The 22,389-nt window shown below is 60.9% G+C and carries 23 protein-coding genes and 1 tRNA gene; 12 read left to right on the plus strand and 12 right to left on the minus strand.

Annotation, left to right across the window (positions count from 1 at the left end; translation table 11 throughout):
* Positions 1–62 precede the first annotated feature (62 nt).
* Complete coding sequence (locus tag RGV33_RS01575) at positions 63–338, plus strand: hypothetical protein (protein WP_322142833.1); 276 nt, start codon at positions 63–65, stop codon at positions 336–338.
* A gap of 90 nt (positions 339–428) precedes the next feature.
* Here the strand turns inward: RGV33_RS01575 and RGV33_RS01580 are convergent.
* The 4 genes from RGV33_RS01580 to RGV33_RS01595 all read right to left on the minus strand — a co-directional run bounded on the left by RGV33_RS01580 (position 429) and on the right by RGV33_RS01595 (position 4,157).
* Positions 429–504, minus strand: a tRNA-Phe gene (locus RGV33_RS01580).
* A 103-nt stretch (positions 505–607) separates the two neighbouring features.
* Positions 608–880, minus strand: a complete 273-nt coding sequence (locus tag RGV33_RS01585; protein WP_088425910.1) for an oxidative damage protection protein — start codon at positions 878–880, stop codon at positions 608–610.
* The gene (mutY, locus tag RGV33_RS01590; protein ID WP_322142834.1) at positions 877–1,944 is read right to left on the minus strand and encodes an A/G-specific adenine glycosylase; all 1,068 of its coding nucleotides are present in this window, start codon (positions 1,942–1,944) and stop codon (positions 877–879) included. Before mutY ends, RGV33_RS01585 begins: the two co-directional genes overlap by 4 nt.
* Positions 1,941–4,157: an AsmA family protein gene (locus RGV33_RS01595; RefSeq protein ID WP_322142835.1), complete on the minus strand. Its 2,217-nt coding sequence runs from the start codon at positions 4,155–4,157 to the stop codon at positions 1,941–1,943. Before RGV33_RS01595 ends, mutY begins: the two co-directional genes overlap by 4 nt.
* 325 nt (positions 4,158–4,482) lie before the next feature.
* Here RGV33_RS01595 and RGV33_RS01600 point away from each other — a divergent pair, with 325 nt between their 5' ends.
* The 7 genes from RGV33_RS01600 to RGV33_RS01630 all read left to right on the plus strand — a co-directional run bounded on the left by RGV33_RS01600 (position 4,483) and on the right by RGV33_RS01630 (position 10,236).
* Entirely contained in the window at positions 4,483–6,144 is a 1,662-nt protein-coding gene (locus tag RGV33_RS01600) for an OFA family MFS transporter (RefSeq protein ID WP_322142836.1), read from the plus strand.
* 221 nt (positions 6,145–6,365) lie between these two features.
* Positions 6,366–6,959: an imidazoleglycerol-phosphate dehydratase HisB gene (hisB, locus tag RGV33_RS01605; protein ID WP_003218037.1), complete on the plus strand. Its 594-nt coding sequence runs from the start codon at positions 6,366–6,368 to the stop codon at positions 6,957–6,959.
* Positions 6,959–7,597 carry an imidazole glycerol phosphate synthase subunit HisH gene (gene hisH / locus RGV33_RS01610; protein WP_322142837.1) on the plus strand — a complete coding sequence of 213 codons (639 nt, stop codon included), beginning with the start codon at positions 6,959–6,961 and terminating at the stop codon, positions 7,595–7,597. Before hisB ends, hisH begins: the two co-directional genes overlap by 1 nt.
* Positions 7,597–7,854 (plus strand): DUF2164 domain-containing protein, encoded by a 258-nt coding sequence (locus tag RGV33_RS01615; RefSeq protein ID WP_003218033.1) that lies wholly within the window; start codon positions 7,597–7,599, stop codon positions 7,852–7,854. Before hisH ends, RGV33_RS01615 begins: the two co-directional genes overlap by 1 nt.
* Before the next feature lie 39 nt (positions 7,855–7,893).
* Positions 7,894–8,631 (plus strand): 1-(5-phosphoribosyl)-5-[(5-phosphoribosylamino)methylideneamino]imidazole-4-carboxamide isomerase, encoded by a 738-nt coding sequence (gene hisA / locus RGV33_RS01620; RefSeq protein WP_322142838.1) that lies wholly within the window; start codon positions 7,894–7,896, stop codon positions 8,629–8,631.
* A gap of 9 nt (positions 8,632–8,640) precedes the next feature.
* On the plus strand, positions 8,641–9,411 hold the full coding sequence (hisF, locus tag RGV33_RS01625; RefSeq protein WP_034117283.1) for an imidazole glycerol phosphate synthase subunit HisF: 771 nt from the start codon (positions 8,641–8,643) through the stop codon (positions 9,409–9,411).
* 66 nt (positions 9,412–9,477) lie between these two features.
* Positions 9,478–10,236: an ABC transporter substrate-binding protein gene (locus RGV33_RS01630; RefSeq protein WP_322142839.1), complete on the plus strand. Its 759-nt coding sequence runs from the start codon at positions 9,478–9,480 to the stop codon at positions 10,234–10,236.
* On the opposite strand, the gene RGV33_RS01635 is transcribed toward RGV33_RS01630, so the two are convergent.
* From RGV33_RS01635 to gpmI, 5 genes are all read right to left on the minus strand, one after another.
* On the minus strand, positions 10,189–11,475 hold the full coding sequence (locus RGV33_RS01635) for a Vps62-related protein (protein WP_322142840.1): 1,287 nt from the start codon (positions 11,473–11,475) through the stop codon (positions 10,189–10,191). The genes RGV33_RS01630 and RGV33_RS01635 overlap by 48 nt on opposite strands.
* Before the next feature lie 74 nt (positions 11,476–11,549).
* A complete protein-coding gene (locus tag RGV33_RS01640) occupies positions 11,550–12,332 on the minus strand; it encodes a divergent polysaccharide deacetylase family protein (protein ID WP_322142841.1) in 783 nt (260 codons plus the stop codon).
* 1 nt (position 12,333) lies between these two features.
* A complete protein-coding gene (locus tag RGV33_RS01645) occupies positions 12,334–13,641 on the minus strand; it encodes a S41 family peptidase (protein ID WP_322142842.1) in 1,308 nt (435 codons plus the stop codon).
* A gap of 31 nt (positions 13,642–13,672) precedes the next feature.
* Positions 13,673–14,974, minus strand: coding sequence for a murein hydrolase activator EnvC (locus RGV33_RS01650; RefSeq protein ID WP_322142843.1), 1,302 nt, complete (start codon positions 14,972–14,974; stop codon positions 13,673–13,675).
* Between the two features lie 253 nt (positions 14,975–15,227).
* On the minus strand, positions 15,228–16,754 hold the full coding sequence (gene gpmI, locus RGV33_RS01655) for a 2,3-bisphosphoglycerate-independent phosphoglycerate mutase (RefSeq protein WP_322142844.1): 1,527 nt from the start codon (positions 16,752–16,754) through the stop codon (positions 15,228–15,230).
* 151 nt (positions 16,755–16,905) lie between these two features.
* On the opposite strand from gpmI, the gene RGV33_RS01660 reads away from it, so the two are divergent.
* The 3 genes from RGV33_RS01660 to secB are packed head-to-tail and all read left to right on the plus strand — an operon-like array spanning position 16,906 to position 18,103.
* Positions 16,906–17,319 (plus strand): rhodanese-like domain-containing protein, encoded by a 414-nt coding sequence (locus RGV33_RS01660; RefSeq protein WP_322142845.1) that lies wholly within the window; start codon positions 16,906–16,908, stop codon positions 17,317–17,319.
* A gap of 1 nt (position 17,320) precedes the next feature.
* On the plus strand, positions 17,321–17,575 hold the full coding sequence (gene grxC / locus RGV33_RS01665; RefSeq protein ID WP_010169095.1) for a glutaredoxin 3: 255 nt from the start codon (positions 17,321–17,323) through the stop codon (positions 17,573–17,575).
* A 42-nt stretch (positions 17,576–17,617) separates the two neighbouring features.
* Positions 17,618–18,103, plus strand: a complete 486-nt coding sequence (secB, locus tag RGV33_RS01670; protein WP_322142846.1) for a protein-export chaperone SecB — start codon at positions 17,618–17,620, stop codon at positions 18,101–18,103.
* Positions 18,104–18,259: 156 nt separating this feature from the next.
* On the opposite strand, the gene RGV33_RS01675 is transcribed toward secB, so the two are convergent.
* Positions 18,260–18,715 (minus strand): tRNA (cytidine(34)-2'-O)-methyltransferase, encoded by a 456-nt coding sequence (locus RGV33_RS01675; protein ID WP_169386586.1) that lies wholly within the window; start codon positions 18,713–18,715, stop codon positions 18,260–18,262.
* On the opposite strand from RGV33_RS01675, the gene RGV33_RS01680 reads away from it, so the two are divergent.
* Positions 18,714–19,154, plus strand: coding sequence for a hypothetical protein (locus tag RGV33_RS01680; protein ID WP_322142847.1), 441 nt, complete (start codon positions 18,714–18,716; stop codon positions 19,152–19,154). The genes RGV33_RS01675 and RGV33_RS01680 overlap by 2 nt on opposite strands.
* Positions 19,155–19,710: 556 nt before the next feature.
* On the opposite strand, the gene ntrC is transcribed toward RGV33_RS01680, so the two are convergent.
* A complete protein-coding gene (ntrC, locus tag RGV33_RS01685) occupies positions 19,711–21,147 on the minus strand; it encodes a nitrogen regulation protein NR(I) (RefSeq protein ID WP_008435682.1) in 1,437 nt (478 codons plus the stop codon).
* Entirely contained in the window at positions 21,144–22,229 is a 1,086-nt protein-coding gene (gene glnL, locus RGV33_RS01690) for a nitrogen regulation protein NR(II) (protein WP_322142848.1), read from the minus strand. Before glnL ends, ntrC begins: the two co-directional genes overlap by 4 nt.
* Between the last annotated feature and the right edge of the window lie 160 nt (positions 22,230–22,389).

Consider the following 22,389-nt stretch of genomic DNA (forward strand, 5'->3'; position numbering starts at 1 on the left):
CGTCTGCTAGGCTTGGGTAGTTTCGTGGTGATGATTTTGGCTGCGACGTGGAGGCAGTAAAAATGGATTTTGAGCATGCGGGTGCGCAGAGCGGCGGTAGCGTTCACGTGATTGGCCGTTCCTGGTTTGGCGGCCTCAACATTTGTTTTGACGGCGGTTGCAGCTACCCGTCGATGATCAGCGTGCTGGAGGCCGTGTTTAAGCGCTATGGGCGCCTGGTGCGTTTTGGCGAGTCGCTTTCGGCCCAAGGCTGGATTGCTCGGGTAGAGGAGAGTGGTTTTCACATCTCCGAGCAGGAACGGGTAGCGGTGTTGACGTTGATGCGGGGTGGAGGTTGAAGGCCCCTAAATTCCAGACAACAAAAAACCCGCACTAGGCGGGTTTTTTGTGTGTTTCAGATGACGTTTGCACCACCTGAAACTAATTAGTGGTGCCCAGAGACGGAATCGAACCGCCGACACGGGGATTTTCAATCCCCTGCTCTACCGACTGAGCTATCTGGGCAACGGGGCGCATTAAACTGGTTTTTCAGGGGGTCGTCAAGCAAGTTTTCAAAAAATATTTAATTATTACCGTCGCTTACGGGCCAACCCCCACATTTGATCAATTATTCAGCAGGTGGCACGTAGCCGTCGGCCTTGGCGTATTCCTCGCCGGAAAAGAACTTATCCATCTCGCCCTGCAGGTATTTGCGGTCTTCGGCGTTCATCATGTTCAGGCGTTTTTCGTTGATCAGCAGGGTCTGGTGCTTTTGCCAGTCGGCCCAGGCCTTGGCAGAGACGTTATCGAAGATGTCCTGGCCCTTGGCGCCAGGGAACGGAGCGCGCTCCAGGGCGGGCAGTTCTTCGTGGTACTTGCGGCAGATGATGGTGCGGGTCATGACGGAACTCCTGCGTTCAATACTTCAGCCGCGCGTTTCAGCAGTTTCTTTACCGGGGCGGCAAGGCCCAGGCGCGGCGGGGTGGCGAGGTTATACCAGAGCCAGTCAGCCTCGGCCACGTGATGGGCAGACTCCTGGACCTGGACCAGCCAGGGTTCGATAGCCAGTTGGAAGTGGCTGAAGGTGTGGATCAGGCTCGGCAGTGCCTGGTGCTCGCCCAGCGCCAGCGAGTGCTGGTTGGCCAGGTGTTCCAGGTCTGCCAGGTCATCCAGCTCCGGCAAGCTCCACAAACCGCCCCACAGGCCCGTGGAAGGGCGGCGGTAAAGCAGAATCGCGCCCTCGGCATTGGCCAGCAGTGGCATCAGCGTGCGCTTCTGGGGCACGGCCTTGCGCGGCTTGGGGACCGGGTAGCGGGTTTCCAGGCCGAGCATGTGGGCTTCGCAGCCCTGCTCCAGCGGGCACAGCAGGCAGCTGGGTTTGCTGCGGGTGCAAAGGGTGGCGCCCATGTCCATCATGGCCTGGGTGTAGGCGTTGACCCGGTCGTGGGGCGTAAAGCGCTCTGCGGTGGCCCACAGCTGTTTTGCGACCTTTGGTTCGCCCGGGTAGCCCTCTTGTGCGGTAAAGCGCGCCAGCACGCGTTTGACGTTGCCGTCGAGGATCGGCGCGCGCAGGCCCATGCTCAGGCTGGCAATCGCGCCAGCGGTGGACAGGCCGATGCCGGGCAACTGCGTGAGCTTTTCGACATCACGGGGAAACTCACCGCCATATTCGGCAACGACGATCTTCGCGGTCTTTTGCAGGTTGCGCGCCCGGGTGTAGTAACCCAGCCCGGTCCACAGGTGCAGCACTTCGTCTTCCGGCGCGGCAGCCAGGGCCTCGACCGTCGGCAGCGACGCCATGAAACGGTCGAAGTAGTTCAGCACGGTGCTGACCTGGGTCTGCTGCAACATGATCTCCGAGACCCACACCCGGTATGGCGTGATGCCCTGTTGCCAGGGCAGGTCATGGCGGCCGTGGCGGTCGTACCAGTCGAGCACCGCCGTTGAAAATTGCTCGTTTCTCATCGCTTGAACAGGCCTTTCAAAGCGTCTTTCAACTGTGGATTAACCTTGTCGAGTTTCTGTTCAAGCTTCTCGCTGAGCTTGTTGCCCGCCGCCTTGATAGCGACCTGGCTCAAGCCGTCCTTGTCCAGGCGGCATGCTTTGGCGCCCAGTTCCAGCGGGCCACGGCAGCGCAGCGGGACTTCGATATTCTGGAAGTTGGAACCCACTTCACAGGCCGGGTCCGGCACGTCGCGCTGGTCGCCTTCGACGATGATGCCGACGCGGTAGTCCATGCCCAGTACGCGCAGGTCGATGTCACCGTTGCCGTTGACGGCCAGCCCCGGGATGCGCGCTTTCAGGTCCGGGTTGCTGGCCACGCCGTTACGGAAGGTCAGGTTGCCCTTGAGCTCCTGGAACGGAGTGTCCTTGCTGCGTTGTTCGCCGCTGAGAGTCTTGCGGTTGAGCAGGGCGATGCCGGTGCACAGTTGCTGCTCAAGGTTGGCGTTGATCAGCACGCCGTTGTTGATCGCGAAGCTGGCGGTGCCGTTGAGGCTGTCGATCAAGGCCTTTTGGCTATTGCCGCGACCGTTGAGGTTGCTATCGAGGGTTAGCTGGCCCTTCACCGGCGGGTTCTGCCCCTGGGCTTGCAGGATGCGTTCGACCGGCACTTGCTTGATATGGGTTTGCAGCGCCAGCAACGGGATGTCCTGGCGCACGTCAAGGTTGCCGTTGGCCTGGAAGGTGCCGTTGTAGAGACCACCGCTCAACGTGTCGAGCTTGAGCTGGCCATCGAGGCCGGAGGCTTTCAGGGCGGCATTTTGGATTGGCAGCTTGCTCAGGGTCAGTTGGCCGAAGGACAGGTCGGCGTTCACGTCCAGGGTGCGCAGGCGGGTCAGTGGCAGCAGCTTGTCGGTACTCCACGCGCCTTTGGTCGGGGCGTCCGGCAGCGGTGTGGTGCCACCGGCCGCCATGGCGCCGGCTTCGCTGTTTTGCACTTCAGCCTGGCGTGCGGCCGCAGCGCCCTTGGCGGCTTCGGACTTGGCTGGCAGGTAGTTGTCGGCATTGAACGTGTCGGCCTTGAGCTGCACCCGCAGGGACTGCTTGGCGAAATCGTCCACGGCCAGGCGCCCGGTAAAGGTGCTTTCGTCGAGCTTCAGGGTGAGGTCTTCGAGCGCCAGGCTGGTCGGCGTGCCCTTGAGGCGGCTGACCAGCTCGACCTTGCTCAGGCTGCCTGCGGCCATCGGCGGCAGCGGGTTGCCAACGCTGTCGAGGAACTTGGCCAGGTCAAACTGGGCAATCGACAGGGCGCCGCTGAGTTGCGGGGTCTTGTCCAGGTCGTTGACCTTCAGCTCGCCCAGGGCGCGCAGTTGGTTCAGCGACAGTTTCATGCCGGTCCATTCGGCAATATTGGCAGACTGGTCCAGCAGCAACTGGCCCTGGGTCGAAAAGGTCAGGGTCTTGCCTTGCAGCGGCTCGCCGGTGGCTTCACCGGTGACTTTCATGTCTTCGAACTGGTAGCGCTTGAGGGCACGCTGGATGCGCAGGTTGCCGTTGACCTCGGTCTTGACGCGCATCAGCGGCTGGTTGGTGCCGAAGAAGGCGGTGAGTTTCACCGGAATGCTCGCACCTTCGTGCACAGCGCCGGCGCTCAACTGAATGCTTTCGGCGCTGAATTGCTTGCCGGTCTGCTCGTCGTTGTATTCGACGCGGGCGTTGTTGATGGTCAGGCTGTCGATGTCCAGGCGGATCGGCTGCGGTGGCTTTTCAGGCTTGGGCGGCGTGGCCGCTTCAGCGACGGCGGGCGCGGTGGCAGGTGTACCTGGGTCCGGCACATTCTTGCCGATGTCTTCCCAATTGCCATGGCCATGCACATCTTTGTTCAGGCGCAGGTTCAGGCCTTCGACACGCACATCGCTCATCTGCACTTCACGGCGCAGCAGCGGCAGCACGCGCACCGACAGGCCGAGCATCTGCAAGTCGGCAAACGGTTGGGTCGGGTTGGTCAGGGTCGCAACGCTGGCCTCGTGCAATTCCAGACCGAGCCAGGGGAACAGGCTCCACCCGATGTCGCCATTGAGCGTCAGCTCGATGTGGGCCTTGTCGCGGGCAATCTGGCGAATCTCGTCTTTGTAGTCGTTGGGATCGAAGAGATGGGTCAGGGCAAAGCCTAGAGCCACAATGATCAGCAACAGCCCGAGGAGTACCAGACCCAGGATTTTGCCGAACGCTTTCATGGGCGAGTCCTTGTATGTCGATTTTAAAATTTAGCCGCAGAGTATAACGCCCGAAGGCTTACGTCAGTTCGCGGATAGTTACATTGTATCCAGACGCGGAAAAACGGAATTTTGGCGCCAAACAAATCAGATATCCCGAAAAAGGTGATGTCAGTTTGGTTTTTCTGTCATCCACAGATGCTAATCTCTGCGTGTTCGTCTGCCTTCTGCGACTAAACGTCGCGCAAAAATGGAGCTTTACTCAACAAATATGGCCACGCCTTGCGTGTAAGGCCAAAGGAGAGAGCGCCTGACGAACACATACTAATAACTGGGGGAAACACCAATGAGCACTCGCACTGCGGCAGGTTCAACTGCCGCACAGCCTGCGTTCCTGTCCAAGGAACGTATTATCGCCAAGCCCGGGTTCAACCGTTGGCTGGTACCGCCGGCCGCCCTGGCCATCCACTTGTGCATCGGCATGGCCTACGGCTTCTCGGTGTTCTGGTTGCCGTTGTCCAAGGCGCTGGGTATCACCGCACCGGTCGCTTGCGCGCCGGACATGAGCTTTATCAGCCAGGTCTTCTCGTCTCAATGTGACTGGCCCATCTCCATGCTGGGCTGGATCTACACCCTGTTTTTCATCTTCCTGGGCTGCTCGGCAGCCATCTGGGGCGGCTGGCTGGAACATGCCGGGCCACGTAAAGCGGGCGTCGTGTCGGCCTTGTGCTGGTGTGGCGGCCTGCTGATCTCCGCATTGGGGATCTATACCCACCAGATCTGGCTGATGTGGATCGGTTCCGGGGTGATTGGCGGTATCGGCCTGGGCTTGGGCTATATCTCGCCGGTGTCGACCCTGATCAAGTGGTTCCCGGACAAGCGCGGCATGGCCACGGGCATGGCGATCATGGGCTTCGGTGGCGGCGCGATGGTTGGCGCCCCGCTGGCAGCAGCCTTGATGGGCCACTTTTCCTCGCCGACCAGCGTCGGCGTGTGGCAGAGCTTCGTGGTCATGGCCGTGATCTACTTCGTGTTCATGATCGGCGGCGCCTTGTCGTACCGTGTTCCGCCGACCGGCTGGAAGCCTGAGGGCTGGACCGCCCCGGCGAAAAAAGCCAGCAACGCGATGATCACCCATCGACACGTGCACGTGAGCGTCGCCTGGAAAACCCCGCAATTTCGCCTGGTGTGGCTGGTACTGTGCCTGAACGTGTCTGCCGGTATCGGCATCCTCGGCATGGCGTCGCCGCTGTTGCAAGAAGTGTTCGGCGGCAAACTGCTCGGTAACGGCCTGACGTTTGGCCAGCTTGATGCCGGCCAACTGGCTTCCATCGCGGCCATTGCCGCCGGCTTCACCGGCCTGTTGAGCTTGTTCAACATCGGTGGCCGGTTCTTCTGGGCGTCGTTCTCCGACTACCTGGGCCGTAAAAACACCTATTTCGTGTTCTTCGCCCTGGGCTTTGCCCTGTACGCGTTGATCCCGAACCTGGGTCACCTGGGCAACGTGGCGCTGTTCGTGGCCGCGTTCTGCATCATCCTGTCGATGTACGGCGGTGGTTTTGCGACGGTCCCGGCGTACCTGGCGGACCTGTTCGGTACACAAATGGTGGGTGCGATCCACGGTCGCCTGCTGACGGCCTGGGCCGCGGCGGGCGTATTGGGCCCGGTGCTGGTGAACTACCTGCGTGAGTACCAGTTGAGCATCGGCGTTGAGCGCGCTGCCGCTTACGACATCACCTTGTACATCCTCGCCGGCCTGCTGGTACTGGGCTTCCTGTGCAACCTGCTGGTACGGCCGGTGGCAGACAAGTACTTCATGACCGACGCCGAACTGGCTGCCGAACAGGCGCTGGGCCATGACAAAGGCGCCGATTCCAGCACCGTGCTGGAGTGGAAAGCCTCCTCCGCCAGCGTGCCATTGGCGGTTGCCGCCTGGCTGGCGGTGGGCATTCCGTTGGCGTGGGGCGTGTGGGTCACCCTGCAGAAGACGGCGGTACTGTTCCACTAACACCGCGTAACCCTTGTGGGAGCGGGCTTGCCCGCGATAGCAGCGCCTCGGTATACCCGATACACCGAGGTGCCTATATCGCAGGCAAGCCAGCTCCCACAGTTGTACTGACATGTCTATCCTCGACACTCCATCAGTCTTATCCCCTCCGATGTTTCTGTTTGGCGCCCGCGCCCCTATAATGGCTGCCTTTTTCGCCCAATGATTTTGCGGAGCTGGTGATGGCCGAACGTAAGGCGTCCGTCGAGCGCGACACTCTGGAAACCCAGATCAAAGCCTCGATTAACCTGGATGGCACCGGAAAGGCCCGATTTGATATCGGTGTACCTTTTCTTGAGCACATGCTGGACCAGATCGCCCGTCACGGGCTGATCGACCTGGATATCGTCAGCAAGGGCGACCTGCATATCGACGACCACCACACGGTGGAGGACGTCGGTATCACGTTGGGCCAGGCATTTGCCAAAGCCATCGGCGACAAGAAAGGCATCCGTCGCTACGGCCACGCCTACGTCCCGCTGGATGAAGCGCTGTCGCGTGTGGTCATCGACTTCTCCGGCCGCCCAGGCCTGCAGATGCACGTGCCCTACACTCGCGCCACCGTGGGCGGTTTCGACGTTGACCTGTTCCAGGAGTTCTTCCAGGGCTTCGTCAACCACGCGCTGGTCAGCCTGCACATCGACAACCTGCGTGGCACCAACACCCACCACCAGATCGAGACCGTGTTCAAGGCCTTCGGTCGCGCCCTGCGCATGGCCGTGGAGCTGGATGACCGCATGGCCGGGCAAATGCCGTCGACCAAGGGCGTCCTGTAATGCAGACGGTCGCGGTTATCGATTACGGCATGGGTAACCTGCATTCGGTGGCCAAGGCCCTCGAACACGTAGGTGCCGGCAAGGTACTGATCACCAGCGATGCTGCGGTGATTCGCGAAGCCGACCGGGTGGTTTTCCCGGGTGTTGGCGCAATTCGCGACTGCATGGCCGAGATTCGCCGCCTGGGTTTTGACAGCCTGGTACGCGAAGTCAGCCAGGACCGGCCATTTCTCGGCATCTGCGTGGGCATGCAAGCCTTGCTCGACAGCAGTGAAGAGAACGCCGGCGTCGACTGCATCGGCCTGTTCCCGGGCCAGGTGAAGTTTTTCGGCAAGGACCTGCACGAAGACGGCGAACACCTGAAGGTGCCGCACATGGGCTGGAACGAAGTACGCCAGACCGTGGACCACCCGCTGTGGCACAACGTGCCGGACCTGGCGCGTTTCTACTTCGTACACAGCTACTACATCGCCGCCGGTAACCCGCGCCAGGTGGTGGGTGGTGGGCACTATGGCGTCGACTTCGCCGCGGCCCTGGCCGACGGTTCGCGCTTTGCCGTGCAGTTCCACCCGGAGAAGAGCCATACCCATGGCCTGCAATTGCTGCAGAACTTCGCCGCGTGGGACGGGCGCTGGTAATGGCCAAGAAGGTCAAGCCGCCGATCTTGAACCTCACTCCCCAGCAGGAGAGTGAGGCCACCGACAAGATCAAGCGTTTCATGGAAGACCGCTTCGAGCTCAAGCTCGGCTCGTTCGAGGTTGCAGAAATCCTCGAACTGTTCACCACTGAAATTGCTCCGCACTATTACAACAGGGCGATTTTCGATGTGCAGACGCACCTTAAAGAAAGGTTCGAAAGCATCGAAAGCGACTTGTGGGCGCTCGAGAAACCCTGATTTCCCGAGCAACGCTGAATATCGAATAAGGTTTGCCAGATGCTGATTATTCCCGCAATCGATCTCAAGGACGGCGCCTGCGTACGTCTGCGCCAGGGCCGCATGGAAGATTCCACGGTGTTCTCCGATGACCCGGTGAGCATGGCTGCCAAGTGGGTGGAAGGCGGTTGCCGTCGTCTGCATCTGGTGGACTTGAACGGTGCGTTCGAAGGCCAGCCGGTCAACGGCGAAGTCGTCACGGCGATCGCCAAGCGCTACCCGAACCTGCCGATCCAGATCGGCGGCGGTATCCGCTCCCTGGAAACCATCGAGCACTACGTGAAAGCGGGCGTGAGCTACGTGATCATCGGCACCAAGGCCGTGAAAGACCCGGCCTTTGTCGCCGAAGCCTGCCGTGCATTCCCCGGCAAAGTGATCGTGGGCCTGGACGCCAAAGACGGCTTCGTCGCCACCGACGGCTGGGCTGAAATCAGCACCATCCAGGTGATCGACCTGGCCAGGCAGTTTGAAGCCGACGGCGTGTCTGCCATCGTTTATACCGACATCGCCAAAGACGGCATGATGCAGGGCTGCAACGTGCCGTTCACCGCTGCGTTGGCGGCCGCCACGAAGATCCCGGTAATCGCTTCCGGCGGTATTCACAACCTGGGCGACATCAAGTCGCTGCTGGACGCGAAGGCCCCAGGGATCATCGGCGCCATCACCGGCCGGGCGATCTATGAAGGCACCCTGGACGTCGCCGAAGCCCAGGCTTACTGCGACGCCTACAACGGCTGAGGACTGACCATGGCGCTGGCCAAACGCATCATCCCTTGCCTGGACGTCGACAACGGCCGTGTGGTCAAGGGCGTCAAGTTCGAAAACATCCGTGACGCCGGCGACCCGGTGGAAATTGCCCGACGCTACGACGAGCAGGGTGCCGACGAAATTACCTTTCTCGACATCACCGCCAGCGTTGACGGCCGCGACACTACGCTGCATACCGTGGAACGCATGGCCAGCCAGGTGTTTATTCCGCTGACCGTTGGCGGTGGCGTACGTACCGTGCAGGATATTCGCAACCTGCTGAACGCGGGTGCAGACAAGGTCTCGATCAACACTGCAGCCGTGTTCAACCCGGAATTCGTGGGCGAAGCCGCGCAGCACTTCGGTTCGCAGTGCATCGTGGTGGCCATCGACGCCAAGAAAGTCTCCGGGCCGGGCGAAACCCCACGCTGGGAGATCTTCACCCACGGCGGTCGCAAGCCAACCGGGCTGGACGCGGTGGAGTGGGCGATGAAAATGGAAGCCCTGGGCGCCGGTGAAATCCTGCTGACCAGCATGGACCAGGACGGCATGAAAAACGGCTTCGACTTGGGCGTGACCCGGGCCATCAGCGATGCGCTGGGCATCCCGGTAATCGCTTCGGGCGGCGTCGGCAACCTGCAGCACCTGGCCGACGGTGTGCTTGAAGGCCACGCCAGCGCCGTGCTGGCGGCGAGTATTTTCCACTTTGGCGAATACACCGTTCCCGAGGCCAAGGCCTACATGGCGGCGCGCGGTATCGTCGTTCGCTAAACGCTACTGGACACCATGGCAGGCTCGCGGCACTCTCTGGGCTTGCCATGGATCCCGGTAACTTTCATGTTCAAAGACCTGCTGCTCGCCCTCGCCAGTACCTCCATCCTTTTGGCGGGTTCAGCCCACGCCGACGAACCGTCTGACAACGCTTCTTTGGTGTTGCTCACGGAGAACTTCCCGCCTTACAACATGGCGAAAAACGGCAAGAACTTCGCCAAGGAAGAGAACATCGAAGGCATCGCCGTGGACATCGTCCATGAGACCTTCAAGCGCGCCGGCATCTCCTACAACCTGACTCTGCGTTTTCCTTGGGAGCGGATCTACAAGCTCGCCCTGGAACAACCCGGCTACGGCGTATTTGTGATGGCCCGCCTGCCGGACCGTGAGGCGCTGTTCAAATGGGTCGGCCCCATCGGCCCGGACGACTGGGTGCTGCTGGCCAAGGCAGACAGCAAGATCCAACTCGCCGACCTTGAGCACGCCCGGCGCTACAGAATCGGCGCCTACAAGGGCGACGCCATTGCCGAAAGCCTGGAAAAACAGGGCCTCAAGCCCGTCATCGTGCTGCGCGATCAAGACAATGCGCAAAAGCTGGTGGATGGCCAGATCGACCTGTGGGCCACCGGCGACCCGGCGGGGCGTTACCTGGCGCGCCAGGTCGGGGTGACCGGGCTCAAGACCGTGCTGCGTTTCAACAGTGCCGAGCTGTACCTGGCGTTGAACAAAAACGTGCCGGATGAGGTGGTGGCCAAGCTTCAGGCGGCCCTGGATCAGTTACGAGACGAAGGTGTCGTCGATGCCATCATGGGGCGTTATCTCTAGGGTGGCCTCAGCGGTATCAGGCGCTGTCGGCAGTTGCTCGGGTGTGGCGGGTTGAGGGGGTAGCAACTCGCTGAAGTGCACGTTTTCTCCATTGGCGTATTTAAGTGTTGCGCCCAGTTGGCTGCCGTCCGTGCGAAGCAATTTGTACTCGCTCCTGATCAGGTAGGCGCCGATGGATTTGTTTGCAGGCACGTAGGCAATCACTTCGAACAGGCTGGTCTGGCCCCAGCCTTTGGCCGATGTGGCGGTGTGGGTAAAATCGAGGTCAAGCCGAGCGCAGATTTTTAACGGGTGCCCGGATGACCATCCACTCGCCCATCCGATTCCAGTCAAGGCGCGGAGGCCTGCGGACAGGTTGTCGACTTCTCCCCTGTAGACCGTCCAATTGAAGGTCTTGCTGATCGGGGATGGGTTGTGACCCGTGCTCACCAGAATGTATTGGTCGTTCCTTTCCAATCGATAGGTGGGGCAGTTGCTCAATTGCTCGATGGGTGTCAGTTCTGGATCTTTCACTGCAAACCAAGGTAGCTCACACACATGAGGGGCATGTGCCGCGTCCCATAGCGCGCGCTGTTGCGGGTCCAGCACTGGGGGTAACGGCGGTAGATGGCGGGTATGCAGGGGCAAGTCCAGGCGCAGCGCATGCGTTGTGGTTTGCTGCGTTGGCCTGGCATAGCCGGTGGCCCCGACAAAGGTACCCGCTGCCAGGTAGGTTTCGCCGGGTGCCGCCTCTGGAGGGCTAATGTTCCAGGCGCTGAAATCATTGTGCGCACCACTGCCTTTGTCGTTCCAGATCGGTTGGTCCGGGTGGGCGCCAACCACCAGGTCGGCCCTGACGCACCGAACCGTGTTACGTGGCGGCTTCTCATTGCCGACGCCACACACCATGCCCAGCGCCACATATCCTCGTGGCGGAATCGGGCGCCAGATAGATACTTCTGCGCGGACCCTTTTGCCGGAATGCCGCCAGACCAACTCGAAATCATCGGGTGTGCGTAACGCGGTGCCATTTACGTTATCGGCCTCGCTGACCACGGCGACGATCTTGCGATGATTGATGTTGTGATAGTCCCCGATCGCGACATCGCCCAAGGAAATAAAATTGCTCAATGCGTCCGAGGATGTGCTCGGGCGCCAGAAGGTAACAGCCTGTTGGGACCGGGTACCTTTATCGTTCCAGATAGGAGCAAATTCAGTGGTGAAGTTGATGAGCAGGTCTTTGTATTGCAGTGCGTTCATGAGCAGACTCTCCAGTTGATCCAAGGATCCACTATCGGAAAGTCGGCCAGGTGGTGGGCGGTAGCTATTTAGCGCTAGCGGTACGTACCGTTTTTACCGTGGCCGGCCATGGCCTGGTTACTGCGCAGGCTGATCATCAACTTGATATCGATCCACTCCACACCCTGAGACTTGAGCTTGGGCAATTCGCGTTCCAGCACTGCCAGGGTTTGCGGGTAAGGGTGGCCGATCATCACCGCCGAGCCTTGTTTGTGGGCCAGCTTGATGGCGGTTTGCAGTTGGGTGGTGATGGCCGCTTCGGTGCGTTCGTCATCGAGGAACACATCCCGCGAGACGCTGGCCAGGCCGATCTTTTGCGCCTCGGCAGCGGCAACGGTCTTGGCACTGGTACGGCTGTCGACGAAGAACTTGTGGCGCCGTTGCAACTCACTCATCAACCAGGCCATGGCCTCTGGCTGCGCCGTCATGCGGCTGCCCATGTGGTTGTTGATGCCGGCCGTATAGGGCACGGCCTTGAAGGCGGCGTCCAGGCGTTTGCCCAGCTCTTCGATGGGCAGGTCAGGGTGCCAGGCAAACGGGCCGGTGGCCGGGTCCATGGGCATGTGCAGGATCACGATCTCGCCGGCCTTGTGGGCTTCGCGCGCGAATTCGGCGGCGTGGGGTGTGTCGGGCATGATCGCCGTGGTCACCGGGCCAGGCAGGGCGAGCACGCGACGATCCCGGGGCAGGTTTTGCCCCAGGTCGTCGATGATCAGGGTCAGGTAGGCTTTGTGTTCGGTGGGCGCGGCACTGGCGGGGTTGCCCTGGGCAACTCCCGCCAGACAGCACAGCAAAGCGACGATCAGTGCACAACGCATATCAACGGCTACGCGTAATGCTCAGGCCCTTGAGCAGGCTCAGTGCCTGGGCCAACTGATAGTCGTCGTCCTGTGGCATCGGCTTGGCTTTCGAGCCGCTGCCGGTTGGCTGGTCGGCACCGCCGTTGCCATTGCCCAGGTGACCTTGCAAGTCAGCTTCCTTGTAGAACTCGCTGTCAGCTTCGTTGGTGATCTTGGCCTTGCGCACTTCGATGTCTGGCACGATGCCCTGGGCCTGGATCGAGCGACCGTTCGGCGTGTAGTACAGCGCCGTGGTGATCTTCAGTGCACGGTCGTTATTCAGCGGCAACACGGTTTGCACCGAGCCTTTGCCGAAGCTGGTGGTGCCCATCAGCACGCCGCGTTTCTGGTCCTGCAGGGCGCCGGCGACGATTTCCGAGGCCGAGGCGCTGCCGCCGTTGATCAGCACGACCATCGGCACGCCTTCACTGAGGTCGTTGCCGGTGGCCGAGAAGCGCAACTCGGAGTTGGCGATACGGCCCTTGGTGTAGACGATCAGGCCTTTGGTGATGAAATGGTCGACCACTTCCACCGCCGCCTGCAGCACGCCGCCTGGGTTGTTGCGCAGGTCGAGCACGATGCCGCTGAGTTTCTTGCCATTGTCTTTACGCAGCTTGGCCAGGGCCTTGGCCACTTCGTCGCCGGTCTTGACCTGGAACTGGGTGATGCGGATGTAACCGTAACCCGACTCCAGCAGTTGGCTCTTCACGCTCTTGACCGTGATGGTCGCGCGCGCCAGGGTCACGTCAAACGGGTTGCCGCCGTCGCGCACCAGGGTCAGGGTGATTTTCTGGCCGAGCTTGCCGCGCATCTTGTCGACGGCTTCGGTCATGGTCTGGCCACGGGTCGGCTGGCCATTGATCTTGACGATCAGGTCGCCGGCCTGGATCCCGGCCTTGGAGGCCGGCGTGTCGTCGATCGGCGAGACCACTTTGATCTGGCCGTCTTCGGCGCCGACTTCAATGCCCAGGCCACCGAATTCACCGCTGGTGCTTTCCTGCAGTTCGGCGAAATCTTCCGGGCCCAGGTAAGCGGAGTGCGGGTCAAGGTTGCTGAGCATGCCCTTGATGGCATTTTCCAGCAGTGTCTTGTCGTCTACAGGTTCGACATAAGCGGCCTTGATCCGGTCCATGACCTCGGCAAAGGTGCGCAACTCGTCCAGCGGCAACGGGGCCTTGGTGGTCGCGGCCGTGGCTGACTGGGCGGTCTGGTCGGCGAATGCCAAAGGCGCGCCTATTACCAGGGCGATCGTCAGGGCCAGCGATGTGAGGCGGGACAAATGCAGCATGTCGAACGAACTCCTAATGTAGATGCGACCCTTATCCTTGGGTGCGGCACCATTGTGCGGGGTCGCTCGGGCGGCCCTGCTGACGAATAGCGAAGTACAGCGCCGGAGTGTCCTGGCCACCACTGTTACCGACAGTGGAGATGGACTCACCGGCTTTTACAACATCACCTGCCGCTTTAAGCAAAGTTTGATTGTGGCCGTAAAGGCTCAAATAGCCATTACCGTGGTCAAGAATCACCAACAAACCTGCGCCCCGCAGCCAATCGGCGAACACCACACGGCCGCCGTGAATGGCGTGGACCTGTGTGCCGGCACCGGCACTGATCATCACACCGTCCCATTTGGCGCGGGTGTCATCGCCACGGGTTTCACCAAAGCGTGCCAGTAGTCGACCATCAACAGGCCATGGAAGTTTGCCCCGGGCTGAAGCAAAAGGTCCGCCGAAGGATTCGCCGGCGCTGGAAACCAGCGGGCCAGGCGCTGCACGCGCCGGTTTACGCGGGGCCGGGGCGTCGGTGGCGCTGGCAACTGCCTCGGCAGCCTCACGCTCGCGCTTTTTTTCGGCTTCCTGCTGGGCCAGCAGCGCTTTTTGCCGCGCTTGCTCTGCCTCACGGGCCTGGCGAGCCAGGGTTTCCTCGATGGTTTTCAGGACTTTACCGAGGTCAGCCTGGTCTTGCTCGCGGGCCTGGAGCTTGGCGTCACGGGCCTTCACGTCATCATTGAGCTTGGCCAGCGCCTGCTGGCGCTCCTTGCGCACCTTGTCCAGTTCGTCGCGCTGGCTGTCGAGGGCGCTTTTCTGGTCGAGCAACTGCGACTGCTGGTTGGCGATTTCTGTTTCAACGTTGGCCAACTGGCGCAGGGTCTCGTTGAAGCTTTTCAGTTGCTCCAGGCGGGCCTTGCTCAGGTAGTCGTAATAGGTGAGGGTGCGGGCGAATTTTTCCGGGTTCTGCTGATTGAGCAGCAGCTTGAGGTATTCCTGGCGGCCGTTCTGATAGGCGGCGCGGGCCTGGATCGCGATCAGGCGTTGCTGTTCAACGCGGGCGCTCTGGAGTTTTTTTTTCTCACCGTCGAGTCGCTCCAGTTCCGACTCGCTCTTCTTTAGTTCTTTTTGCAGCTCCTGGACTTGCTTCTCCAGCTTGCCCATCTCGGTTTCCGTGCCGCGCAGGTCTTTCTGCACGCCGGATTTCTCTTCCTGGAGCTTGCCGAGCAGTTTCTTCAGCTCGGTAATGTCCTGACGCGTAGCGTCCAACTGTTGTTGGGTTTGTGCACGCTCATCGGCAAACGCCGGTTGGAGCAGGCAGACAAGAGCGAGGGTAATCAAGGCGCGAAGCATAGAGGCGGGCGACACCAGGGAAAGGGACGGCCTAGTATGCCCGGCCCACGCTGCAAAAAAACGTCCAATTCGGGCTGGCAGGCAAGTTAGGTGCCCAGTGGCGGCAGTATGGCAAAAGGACATCCCTGAAGCCGCCTCCGAACCTTGTGGGAGCTGGCTTGCCGGCGATGCAGGCACCTCGGTGTTTCAGAGACACTAGGTTGATGCTATCGCTGGCAAGCCAGCTCCTACAGGATTACGCGGTGCTTCGGGATCAGACCAGGATTGAGGTCCCGGTCATCTCTTTCGGCTTCTCCAGACCCATCAGCATCAACATGGTCGGTGCCACGTCGGCCAGCACGCCGCCGTCACGCACTTTCAGGTCGCGCTTGCCCACGTAGATGAACGGCACCGGCTCGGTGGTGTGGGCAGTGTGGGCCTGGCCGGTGGATTCGTCGGACATTTGCTCGCAGTTGCCGTGGTCAGCGGTGATCAGCGCTTCGCCGCCCACCTTGTCCAGGGCGTCGACGATGCGGCCGACGCACAGGTCCAGGCATTCCACAGCTTTTACGGCGGCTTCGAGGTTGCCGCTGTGGCCCACCATGTCACCGTTGGCGTAGTTGACCACAATCACGTCGTAACGCTGGTGCTCGATGGCGTCGACGATCTTGTCCGTGACTTGCGGGGCACTCATTTCTGGCTGCAGGTCGTAGGTGGCGACTTTCGGCGACGGGATCAGGATGCGTTCTTCGCCCGGGAACGGTTCTTCACGGCCGCCGGAGAAGAAGAAGGTCACGTGGGCGTATTTTTCGGTCTCGGCAATGCGCAGCTGAGTCTTGCCGTTTTTTGCCAGGTAATCGCCCAGTACGTTTTCCAGGCTGCCCGGGGCGAACGCCGATGGAGCCGGGATGTTGGCGGCGTATTGGGTCAGCATCACGAATTCGACTTTCGGCTGGCGTGCGCGCTCAAAGTCCTTGAAGCCGTCATCGACAAACACATGGCTCAGTTCGCGGGCACGGTCGGCGCGAAAGTTCATGAACACCAGGGCGTCGCCGTCTTCGATCCTGACCGGCTCACCGATGGTGGTGGCTTTGACGAATTCGTCGCTCTCGCCACGGGCGTAGGCGGCTTCCAGGCCTTCCTGGGCGGTGGCGGCGTTGAATTCGGCCTGGCCATCGGCGATCAGGTTGTAGGCCTGGGCTACGCGGTCCCAGCGGTTGTCACGGTCCATCGCGAAGTAACGGCCGACCAGGCTGGCGATACGGCCCTTGCCGAGGGTCTTGAAGGTTTCGTCCAGCAGTTCGATGGAGGACTGGGCGCTTTTTGGCGGGGTGTCGCGCCCGTCGAGGAAGGCGTGCAGGTAGATCTTCTCGGCGCCACGCTTGAAGGCCAGTTCGGCCATGGCGATCAGGTGGTCCTGGTGGCTGTGGACGCCGCCGTCCGACAGCAGGCCCATGAAGTGCACGGCCTTGCCGGCCTTGACCGCTTTATCCACGGCCGCGCAAATGGTCGGGTTTTCGAAAAACTCGCCGTCGCGGATCGATTTGGTCACGCGGGTGAAGTCTTGATAGACCACTCGTCCGGCGCCGAGATTCATGTGGCCGACTTCCGAGTTGCCCATTTGGCCGTCCGGCAGGCCAACATCCATGCCCGACCCGGAGATAAGGCCGTTCGGTACGGTGGCGCTCAGACGGTCCAGTACTGGCTTGTTGGCCGAGTACACAGCGTTGTCGTGGTGGCTTTCACTGTGTCCGAAGCCATCGAGAATTATCAGGACCAAAGGTTTAGGCGTGGTAGTCATAGATCCTCTCGCGGCGGTAATGAATGAAGGGAATAGAAAAGGGAGTGGCAGTTTAAAGCGAAGTTCCGACCACGTCACCGCTTTACGGGGGTTGGCCGACCATGACGGCTGTGTATACTTACCGCCATTTTAACGCCCTGGAACCTCCTTGATGGTTGATCACCTGATTGCATTTGCCACTACCCACTATTTGCTCGCTGGTGCGTTCGTCGTACTGCTGGCGCTGCTGATCGCTCACGAAATGAGCCGCGGTGGCCGCAGCCTCAGCACGTCCGAGCTGACCGCCCTGGTCAACAAGGATGAGGCCGTGGTGGTGGACATTCGTCCCGCCAAGGATTTCGCCGCCGGTCACATTGTTGGCGCGCTGAACATTCCCCAGGACAAGCTGATTTCGCGCCTGCCCGAGCTGGAGAAGTACAAGGCCAAGACCATCATTCTGGTCGACGCCCAAGGCCAGCACTCCGGCACCCACGCCCGCGAGATGCTGAAAACCGGTTTCAACGCCGCCAAACTGTCGGGTGGCATCTCCAGCTGGCGTGGCGATAACCTGCCGCTGGTGAAGTGATATGAGCCAGGTTGTCGTTTATTCCAGCGATTATTGCCCTTATTGCATGCGGGCCAAGGCCCTGCTTGAGAAAAAGGGCATTGCCTTCGAAGAGATCAAGGTTGATGGCAAGCCCCAGGTGCGCGCCGAGATGACCAAGAAAGCGGGGCGCACGTCCGTGCCGCAGATCTGGATCGGCGACAAGCATGTCGGTGGATGCGATGACCTGTTCGCACTCGAGCGCGCCGGTAAACTGGATGCGCTGCTTCACGTCTGACTCCCAACCCCTAAAAGACCCCAAGATCACGAAGGATCTGCGATGACTGACCAACAGAACACCGAAGCGGCAGCAGAAGAGGCTCAAGGCCCACAATTTTCCCTGCAGCGTATCTACGTACGTGACTTGTCGTTCGAAGCGCCAAAAAGCCCGGCGATCTTCCGTCAGGAATGGACCCCAAGCGTTGCGCTGGACCTGAACACCCGTCAAAAGGCTTTGGAAGGCGACTTCCATGAAGTCGTGCTGACCTTGTCGGTTACTGTCAAGAACGGCGAAGAAGTGGCCTTCATCGCTGAAGTGCAACAGGCCGGTATCTTCCTGATCCAGGGCCTGGACGAAGCGTCCATGAGCCACACCCTGGGCGCGTTCTGCCCGAACATCCTGTTCCCGTATGCCCGTGAGACCCTGGACAGCCTGGTCACCCGTGGCTCGTTCCCGGCGCTGATGCTGGCTCCGGTGAACTTCGATGCCCTGTATGCGCAAGAGCTGCAGCGCATGCAACAGGACGGTTCGCCAACGGTTCAGTAAGAACCCGACGCTGAACTAAATGTGGGAGCTGGTTCGTGTAGGAGCCGGGCTTGCCAGCGATAGCATCACTGCGGTGTGACTGACACACCTCGGTACTTGCATCGCGGGCAAGCCCGGCTCCCACACAAACCAGCTCCCACATTTGTTTGTGCGGCGTTACTTGAAACCGAGCTGGCGCCAACCTTCGTAGACCGCGACGGCCACGGTATTGGACAGGTTCAGGCTGCGACAGCCTTCGCGCATCGGCAAGCGCAGGCGGTGGCCGTCGGGCAGCGCGTCCAGCACCTCCGCCGGCAGGCCCCGGCTTTCCGGGCCGAACAGGAAGGCGTCGCCCTCGGCAAAGCTGGCATCATGGAACGGCCGCGAGCCTTTGGTGGTAAACGCGAACAACCGTGGGTGGTTCAGGCTTTCAAGGCAACTGGCGAGGTCGGCATGGCGTTGCAGGGTGGCGTACTCGTGGTAGTCCAGCCCGGCGCGGCGCAGCCGCTTGTCGTCCATGTCGAAGCCCAGCGGCTCGATCAAATGCAGGTGGCAGCCACTGTTGGCGCACAGCCTGATAACGTTGCCGGTATTCGGCGGAATTTCTGGTTGAAAAAGGATGACGTGAAACATGCACGGCTCCGAAGGCAAAGATGCGCTGCATTCTACCCCTGAAGAAGACCCCAGGCCGAAGCTATTGCCACGGGTTTTAGGCTCGTTGGCGATTGTCGGCTTGATGGTGGGCCTGATGATCGGCCGGCTGACCACGCCAGACCCGGTTGAGCTGCAGCAGGTCGAACCTGCCGTCGATGGCGTTGTGGTGTGGTTCAACAGCGAACCCAAGCTGCATGGGGAGCATATCGACGGCACCGTGGCGCTGTTGTTCGATGCGCTCGGCAAGGCCCAGGGCGGGCAACTGAAAGTTAACGACAAGGATGTGAACTGGCGCATTCGCAAGACCGATGGCGGCTTGCTGCTGAACCTGGTGGCGGCTCGGCCGTTGCGCGGGGAATGGTCTGGGGGGAAGGTCGAGGGACGCTGGCGGTTGGAGATCCATCTCCTGGAAGAATAAAAGAGGGAATCCCCGGCCTGCCTGTACCAAGGTTCCCAAAACGGGCTGGGGCTATGGGCGAGTCGCCTCATAAGCCCCGGGTGTAAAGAAGGGAGTTCCCGGCCTGCCTGTACCAGGGCTCCCAAAACGGGGTGAAGCCAAAGGCTTCGGTGTTAAAGAGGGAATCCCCGGCCTGCCTGTACCGAGGTTCCCGAAACGGGTGTGGGGCGCGACGCGATCCGCATCAAGCACCCCGGGTGTAAAGAGGGGATTCTCGGCCTGCCTGTACCAAGGTCCCCGAAACTGGGTAGTAACAGGGTTATTGCAGGGCGCGTGCCAGAACTGCGAAGTGGTGCCAAAAAAAATCTTCATAAAGCGCAAAGCCCCGTAATACGGGGCTTTGGCTTTTTTGGATTTTAATATTTTCTTAACAAGGTTGGTGTTTCAAGCGTTGGATCTGTGCGCGATGCCGGTTCGTGGTGCATTGAAGCGGTGCACGGTCGTTAGTCTGGTACAAAACAAATGTGGGAGCTGGCTTGCTCCCACATTAGATCTTCAGTGGATCAGGGATTAGTGATCAGGCCTCATCACCCTCATCATCATCCCCGCCGTCGACCTTCATCCCCAGCTCCTTGATCTTGCGAGTCAGGGTGTTACGGCCCCAGCCCAGCAGCACGGCGGCGTCGCGACGACGGCCGGCGGTATGCTTGAGAGCGGTTTCGATCATGATCCGCTCGAAGGCCGGCACAGCGCTGTCCAGCAGGTTCGACTGGCCACGTGCCAGAGCCTGGTCGGCCCACTGGCGCAGCGCCTGCTCCCAGTTGGTCACCGGTGCCGAATCCTGAGGCAGGCTCAACAGCTCGGGCGGCAAATCGCTGATATGCACTTCGCGCCCCGACGCCATCACCGTGATCCAGCGGCAGGTGTTCTCCAGCTGACGCACGTTGCCCGGCCATGGCAGGTTCTTCAGGTACTCCTCGGTCTCGCTTTTCAGCAGCTTGGGCTCGACGGCCAGCTCCTGGGCAGCGCGGCTGAGGAAGTGCCGGGCCAGGGTCGGGATGTCTTCGCGGCGGTCCGACATCCGTGGGATGTGGATGCGGATCACGTTCAGGCGGTGGAACAAGTCTTCACGGAATTTGCCGGCGTGCACCAGGGTTTCGAGGTTCTGGTGAGTCGCGGCGATGATCCGTACGTCGACCTTGACCGGCGTGTGCCCGCCTACGCGGTAAAACTCGCCGTCGGCCAGTACCCGCAGCAAGCGCGTCTGGGTGTCGGCCGGCATGTCGCCGATTTCATCGAGGAACAGCGTGCCGCCATCGGCTTGTTCAAAGCGGCCACGGCGCAGGTTGGCCGCGCCGGTGAACGCGCCTTTTTCATGGCCGAACAGCTCCGACTCCATCAAGTCTTTGGGAATCGCCGCCATGTTCAACGCAATGAACGGCGACGCGGCCCGTGGGCTGTGACGGTGCAGGGCGTGGGCCACCAACTCTTTACCGGTGCCCGACTCGCCGTTGATCAGCACAGTGATGTTGGAGTGGCTCAAGCGCCCGATGGCGCGAAACACTTCCTGCATCGCCGGTGCTTCGCCGATGATTTCCGGAGTACGGGTCAGGGCCGGCGGGGCTTCCTGGTTCTGCTGTTCCTGGGCGTGCTGGTTGGCGCGTTTTACCAGCGCCACTGCTTCGTCCACGTCGAACGGTTTCGGCAGGTATTCAAAGGCGCCGCCCTGATAGGACGCGACAGCGCTGTCCAGGTCCGAGTGCGCAGTCATGATGATCACCGGCAAGCGCGGGTGCTGCTCGCGAATCCGTGCAAGCAGGTCCAGGCCACTGGCGCCAGGCATGCGGATGTCGGAGATGATCACGTCAGGCTGCTGGCGAGCCAGGCGGCTCATCACCCCGTCGGCGCTGTCGAAGCTCTGGGTGGTCATGCCTTCCTGTTGCAAGGCTTTCTCCAGGACCCAGCGGATAGAACGGTCGTCATCGACGATCCAGACAGTTTCACTACGGCTCATGTCGATGGGGCTCCTTGTTCCAGTGGCAGAAAGATCGAGAACGTGGTGTGGCCGGGATGGCTCTCACACTCGATCAAACCCTGGTGCTGGCTGATGATGTTCTGGGTAATGGCCAAGCCGAGCCCGGTACCGTCCGGGCGGCCGCTGACCATTGGGAAAAAGATGGTTTCCTGCAGCTCTGCAGGGATGCCGGGGCCGTTGTCGTTGATCTCGACCTTGGTCACCAGGCGATGGCGCACGTGGCCGATGGTGAACTGGCGCAGGGCACGGGTACGCAGGCTGATGCGGCCCAGGCGCAGTTCGTTCTGGCTGCTGATGGCCTGCATCGCGTTGCGCACGATATTGAGCACCGCCTGAATCATCTGTTCGCGGTCGATCAATACGTCGGGAATGCTCGGGTCATAGTCGCGCACCAAGGTGATGCAACCCTGGCTTTCGGCATCCACCAGTTGGCAAACGCGCTCCAGCACTTCGTGCACGTTGGTCATCGCCAGCGACGGCAGCTTGTTGGAGCCGAGCATGCGGTCTACCAGGTTACGCAGGCGGTCGGCTTCCTCGATGATGACGTTGGTGTAGTCCTTCAGGTTCTCGTCCGGCAGTTCACGGGCCAGCAACTGTGCGGCGCCGCGAATCCCGCCCAGCGGGTTCTTGATCTCATGGGCGAGGCCGCGCACCAGCATCTTGCTGGTTTCCTGCTTGGACAGTTGCGCCTCTTCCTTGGTGATGCGCAGCAGGCGATCACGGGGATGCACCTCCAGCAGCAGCAAGGTGGCGCCGTGGCTCAGGATCGGTGTTACCGCGTAGTCGACGGTCAGGGTCTGGCCGGTGAGGGCGGTGAGCATCGCTTCGCGCTTGGTGAACGGGTGCGCCTGCTCCACGGCCTGGCGCAACGAGCTCAAGGCCTCGGCCGATTCGGTGAACAGTTCACTGATAAATTGCCCATGGCTGCGCTGTCCGCTGATGGCCAGCAGCATCTCCGCCGCCGGGTTCATGTACTCAAGACGAAGTTCGTCATTGAGCAGAATGGTCGCGGTGGTCAGGTTGTCGAGTAGCAGGCGGTGCAGTGCGTCGCTGATGGTCATTAGGACCTCTTTTGGAGCAAGGCGCGGGCTTGAGGCACACGCTGATACAAGGAAAATGCAAAAACCAAACCAAGGCTCCGAAAAGAAGCGTTAATGCCTTGAAATGGGGGTTTAAGGCGCGAAACTGTGGCGTTCTGCCAGCTCCGGCGGGAAGTTTCGA

Source organism: Pseudomonas sp. Bout1 (assembly GCF_034314165.1).
In the GTDB taxonomy this organism is placed as follows: Bacteria; Pseudomonadota; Gammaproteobacteria; order Pseudomonadales; family Pseudomonadaceae; genus Aquipseudomonas.

Bases quoted from the DNA above. Each gene is read 5' to 3' on its own strand.
- hisF (WP_034117283.1), top strand. From the start codon at position 8,641: ATGGCGCTGGCCAAACGCATCATCCCTTGCCTGGACGTCGACAACGGC.
- hisA (WP_322142838.1), top strand. From the start codon at position 7,894: ATGCTGATTATTCCCGCAATCGATCTCAAGGACGGCGCCTGCGTACGT.
- hisB (WP_003218037.1), top strand. From the start codon at position 6,366: ATGGCCGAACGTAAGGCGTCCGTCGAGCGCGACACTCTGGAAACCCAG.
- RGV33_RS01645 (WP_322142842.1), bottom strand. From the start codon at position 13,641: ATGCTGCATTTGTCCCGCCTCACATCGCTGGCCCTGACGATCGCCCTG.
- RGV33_RS01630 (WP_322142839.1), top strand. From the start codon at position 9,478: ATGTTCAAAGACCTGCTGCTCGCCCTCGCCAGTACCTCCATCCTTTTG.
- RGV33_RS01650 (WP_322142843.1), bottom strand. From the start codon at position 14,974: ATGCTTCGCGCCTTGATTACCCTCGCTCTTGTCTGCCTGCTCCAACCG.
- RGV33_RS01575 (WP_322142833.1), top strand. From the start codon at position 63: ATGGATTTTGAGCATGCGGGTGCGCAGAGCGGCGGTAGCGTTCACGTG.
- gpmI (WP_322142844.1), bottom strand. From the start codon at position 16,754: ATGACTACCACGCCTAAACCTTTGGTCCTGATAATTCTCGATGGCTTC.
- ntrC (WP_008435682.1), bottom strand. From the start codon at position 21,147: ATGAGCCGTAGTGAAACTGTCTGGATCGTCGATGACGACCGTTCTATC.
- RGV33_RS01675 (WP_169386586.1), bottom strand. From the start codon at position 18,715: ATGTTTCACGTCATCCTTTTTCAACCAGAAATTCCGCCGAATACCGGC.
- RGV33_RS01680 (WP_322142847.1), top strand. From the start codon at position 18,714: ATGCACGGCTCCGAAGGCAAAGATGCGCTGCATTCTACCCCTGAAGAA.
- secB (WP_322142846.1), top strand. From the start codon at position 17,618: ATGACTGACCAACAGAACACCGAAGCGGCAGCAGAAGAGGCTCAAGGC.
- RGV33_RS01595 (WP_322142835.1), bottom strand. From the start codon at position 4,157: ATGAAAGCGTTCGGCAAAATCCTGGGTCTGGTACTCCTCGGGCTGTTG.
- RGV33_RS01600 (WP_322142836.1), top strand. From the start codon at position 4,483: ATGAGCACTCGCACTGCGGCAGGTTCAACTGCCGCACAGCCTGCGTTC.
- RGV33_RS01640 (WP_322142841.1), bottom strand. From the start codon at position 12,332: ATGCGTTGTGCACTGATCGTCGCTTTGCTGTGCTGTCTGGCGGGAGTT.
- grxC (WP_010169095.1), top strand. From the start codon at position 17,321: ATGAGCCAGGTTGTCGTTTATTCCAGCGATTATTGCCCTTATTGCATG.
- glnL (WP_322142848.1), bottom strand. From the start codon at position 22,229: ATGACCATCAGCGACGCACTGCACCGCCTGCTACTCGACAACCTGACC.
- hisH (WP_322142837.1), top strand. From the start codon at position 6,959: ATGCAGACGGTCGCGGTTATCGATTACGGCATGGGTAACCTGCATTCG.
- RGV33_RS01615 (WP_003218033.1), top strand. From the start codon at position 7,597: ATGGCCAAGAAGGTCAAGCCGCCGATCTTGAACCTCACTCCCCAGCAG.
- mutY (WP_322142834.1), bottom strand. From the start codon at position 1,944: ATGAGAAACGAGCAATTTTCAACGGCGGTGCTCGACTGGTACGACCGC.
- RGV33_RS01635 (WP_322142840.1), bottom strand. From the start codon at position 11,475: ATGAACGCACTGCAATACAAAGACCTGCTCATCAACTTCACCACTGAA.
- RGV33_RS01660 (WP_322142845.1), top strand. From the start codon at position 16,906: ATGGTTGATCACCTGATTGCATTTGCCACTACCCACTATTTGCTCGCT.
- RGV33_RS01585 (WP_088425910.1), bottom strand. From the start codon at position 880: ATGACCCGCACCATCATCTGCCGCAAGTACCACGAAGAACTGCCCGCC.